Origin of the sequence: Gemmatimonas sp., assembly GCF_041689975.1 — a bacterium.
Lineage (GTDB): Bacteria > Gemmatimonadota > Gemmatimonadetes > Gemmatimonadales > Gemmatimonadaceae > Gemmatimonas.
In genome coordinates this window covers 1-3,840 of the sequence record NZ_JBDNFF010000424.1, presented here as the reverse complement: position 1 = coordinate 3,840, position 3,840 = coordinate 1, and the positions used below count along the sequence as shown (strand labels likewise).

2 protein-coding genes and 1 pseudogene are annotated in these 3,840 nt (G+C 60.1%); all 3 read right to left on the bottom strand.

Annotated elements, in window-relative coordinates; translation table 11 throughout:
• Positions 1 to 203 precede the first annotated feature (203 nt).
• A pseudogene (locus ACESNG_RS23670) lies at positions 204 to 305 on the bottom strand (BREX system Lon protease-like protein BrxL); the annotation flags it as partial.
• Between the two features lie 146 nt (positions 306 to 451).
• Positions 452 to 1,549 carry a cold shock domain-containing protein gene (locus ACESNG_RS23665; protein WP_373071175.1) on the bottom strand — a complete coding sequence of 366 codons (1,098 nt, stop codon included), beginning with the start codon at positions 1,547 to 1,549 and terminating at the stop codon, positions 452 to 454.
• On the bottom strand, positions 1,546 to 3,372 hold the full coding sequence (locus tag ACESNG_RS23660) for a GIY-YIG nuclease family protein (RefSeq protein ID WP_373071173.1): 1,827 nt from the start codon (positions 3,370 to 3,372) through the stop codon (positions 1,546 to 1,548). The genes ACESNG_RS23665 and ACESNG_RS23660 overlap by 4 nt, the downstream gene beginning before the upstream one ends.
• Positions 3,373 to 3,840: the final 468 nt, after the last annotated feature.

The window sequence follows — 3,840 nt, the reverse complement described above, 5'->3', positions numbered from 1 at the left end:
CGGCATAACAGAATCAGGTCTTCATCCGTCTCGCTTCCGGGAACATCTGGGTAGTGCAAGTGGTGTACGTCGTCACGTCCGTTGACTTTGTTCCCGCATCCGGGGGCGTGCAGTGTTGGCATTTCTTGCTCTAACCTATGCGTGTCAATGAGTAGCCCGGTCATGGAAGAGTTTTCTGTTGCTGCGCATTGCCGGCGTAGTTTCATGCGTCGCGCGTCCCACCCGGGAAGGTATTCGTGGATCCGGTCCATGAACGAAGTGTCGTCGCGCATCTCCGGCGGTAGAGGGAACAGCAGGTGACCAATTCACGGGAGGACCATTAAAATGTCCCGCGCGCTTGCATGGTCACCGGCGTAAACGAGTGGCGTCATACTCGAACGAATCACTGCCAAGCCCGAGCCACGCGAATGTTGTTAATCCGCCCATGGTCGCCTGTCGCAGGTAGTTCCCTTCAACTCCCCTGTCGTCGCACGCGCTTGGCGCGGGGGCCACGGAGGTCCTGCTCAGTTTCGAACGTCACAAGTTCACCGATGATGGGCCGCTCCTTTACTGGAGTTTGGAACTCAGAAATGTGTAAGAAGACATCGTTGGTCTCCCCATCCGGAACGATGAATCCGAATCCCTTGGCGAAGTCGAAACTCTTGATGTGACCGTTTCGTCGGACAGCAGGCCGGTCATCAATCGAATGCCGCCTCTTCGACTTAGGCCGATTCGGGACCAGCGGAGCGGCTGCCCCCGTGTCAGCATGCCCAAGTGCATTAGACGTTCTCCTCTTCAGGGTCATATCCCAGACGATGAGGGCCTCGTCGATCTCCTTCATAGCCTCCCGACCGATGTTGGGGATGCCTCGGACCTGAGCACGCGTCAGTTTGATGAGGTCGTCGACGTTCTGGATGCCAGCGACTCTGAGAGCCTTAACCACGCGGCTGCTCAGGGCGGAGTCGAACAGACGGGGCTCCGACGCCGACCTCACCGTCCCGGTGCCACTCACCGAGTCCTTCGTGGGCTCGTCGTTAGTGACGACCTCGAGTAACCGTAGGACCTCTGTGTAGTCCGAGGGCTCCGATCCCTCTTGCCCGGTGCGCCGGTCCTGCAGCGTTATGGGGCGGCTCAACGCTTCCACTCCGTTGCGGGCAACAACGTCAATCTCGTCGAGCAACTTGTTCACTTGTGCCCGAAAATTCTCCAAGGAGAATATGAGGCCGCGGAGGTGTCGAGCGATGTCGCTGGGTACCTCCGTTCTATGTTCAACTCCGCCCTGAGCTTTGGCTAAGACGCGGTCAGCCGCCTCGAGTGCCTCAGCCCTGGATGGGTAGGAAGCCAGTTCGCCGATGCTGGCAGTCAGGTTCGTCGTCTCCGCTCCTACTAGGTCAGCAGGCTCCTTTAGCATGAGTTTGTCGATGAGGTCGGCAGTCTGGCCATTCATTGGTACCGGATCGGCTCCGGCTGACCAGAGGGTCTCGACGCGGCGCGCGTCAACATCCACGATCACAACTGCCCCAGCGTGATCTCCAGGTGGGAACGTCAAAGTCGCTATGAAGAAGCTCAAGGCAGCACAACCTTGCTGCAGTCGTCGAAGAAGCGGTCGATGTCGGCGGCGAGGAGGAGGGTGCGCTCTTCGAGGCAGCGGAGCTCGTCGGTGTAGTCGTGCCATGCGGGGTCGGCTACTAGCACCTGCATAATTATCCCTAAGCGAACGAGAAGCGTGCTGACGATGTCACGTGCAGCGTCGCGGTCGCGGGTGATGTACTGGGTGAAGGGTCGAAGCAACTGGTGGGGATTCCCTAACTGTCCCGTGACCGCCTCGCTGGGCGAACCCTGAATGTCCGGTTTCGCATCGGGGATGTTGTTGAAGACACATCTACCGTGGTCGAGCGGCAGAAGGCAGCCCGCAGGCATGCCAGCTGACATTGGCGTCTTCACGCCATAATGGAGATTCCCACGATGACGGTCGGTGTTGCCTGTGATGGCGTTCACTGTGACAAATTGCACGACCGACCTCTCGTCCCACAAACGCAGGTCTTCCAGGCTCAACCTCTTGATGTTGGCGGCACCTGCGGTGCGTAGCGATCTCGTTGACTCGTCGGGGAACATACGGAAGGCGATCTGGAATGGACCCGCGTCTTCGACTCCCGCACCTCCCACTTCGGGGATACGCAGGACTCGACCGGTCGAATCTAGGAGCGCTCTACCGGGCAAGCCTGACCACGACAGGCGGCTCCACAGCAGAGACACCAGAACCTCGGCACGAGCGGCGTTGCGGTTCTCTTCTGTCTTCACATACACGGCTGCGTGACCGACGGCGGTAACGCGCATCACAGCATTCAATGAATTGGCCTTCTGGAAGCTCTCATCAACGACGTACCCGGCGCGCTCAAGCCTGGACGGAAGGGTGTGCTTTCGCACGTCCGATTCCGAGATCCCTTCGAGGGCCGCTGGGGAGATGTACTCACGGCCTCGCTCATCAACGTCCCTTCGGCGCGGGTATTCGAAGTGGACTGTCAGCGAATCCGGTAGCCGCCAGTCGCCGTTTAAATCGCTCAGTGCCTCGTCGAGACTGGCGCCTCCGCACTCGGAGGCATACCGGTGACGAAGCCAATCTGCCGAGAGGCGAGTGGTTCGGCCAGTGCGTGTGTACGCACCGGCGCCGGATGCGCGCGCGCTCAGGTACCCTCTGGGATGCAGCCACAGGTCCCAGTCTCCGTCCAGGGTTTGCCACCGGAAGCCGAACTGGACTTCATCGTGTTCGGTCCCAGGAACCTTGGTCTCGTCCTCGCCGCGGATTTCGTACCAGATTAGCGTTTGGACGCCGCCCCGCCGCCGACGCTGGGGCGGCAGGTTCTCCAGGTCCCGTTGGACGAGGGCGTTGAACCGCTGATCAGGAGGGCGGCCGTTGCTTCCGGCGGTGACGTTGACCACCCGCTTCCCCTTGTCCTTGAACCCCCGAAGGTGACGGTTCTCGGCGGCCTGCAAGTCGGCCCAGGTAATGACACCTTCTACACCCGGTCGCTTGGCGAGGACGACCTCGACACGGTCGTCGGTGCCAGGCGTGAACATTCCATTTCGCTTGTGAGCACCAAGCCGAGCTCGAAGATTGGAAGAGATGCCCACGTACCAGGTGTCGTCCTTAGCCCGGTGTATTCGGTACAGACCCCACGAACGTGGGACAATCGCCAGAGAATCCAAGTCGTTCACGACTTTCGGCCTTCCGGGACTTAGCGCTTCGCGTGCGCCTTGGTGGATGCGTATCCGCTGTTCAAGTTCCAGTGGGGAGGGCTGGAACCACTGGGCTGTTGGTGCCGTTCCCGCTTCGTCCGCGATAGCGAGCAGATCACCTCGAAGTTCCGAAAGGAATGCCGCGATATCCAACACGACTATCTCTTGCCACCCGTCACCGGACCAAGATCGGACCAAGCCGCACGATGATGGCACGGCCGCGGTGCTTGATGTCGCCGCGTTGAACGTCCGCCACGTCTCCGCCTGTAGCACGCTCATTCAGCCCCCTGACTCGAACTGCGATTCTACCAGTTCGGTACGGAGAGCCGGAGACCTTTCGGGTGGCAGAACTGGTCGCCACCGCCGATGCGGCTACCTCTCAGGTCGGGTTGATCGGCCGGTAGCCTGCGGGACATTAACGGACTTGGTGTCATCAATTGGTGCACCGCTCTGTGTTCCCGTCAGATTGCCCGTCCGACAGCCCGATCCCCGTCGGCCCCTGACCACGTCAATGTCCCCCTGTTGCGACTAGGTACATATTTTACAGGTCTTACATCCTTTTTCTCTATTTCTTCAAGTATCGCCCAGCTTGCTCTCCGACGGTCGGCCTTACGCCATGCGTGT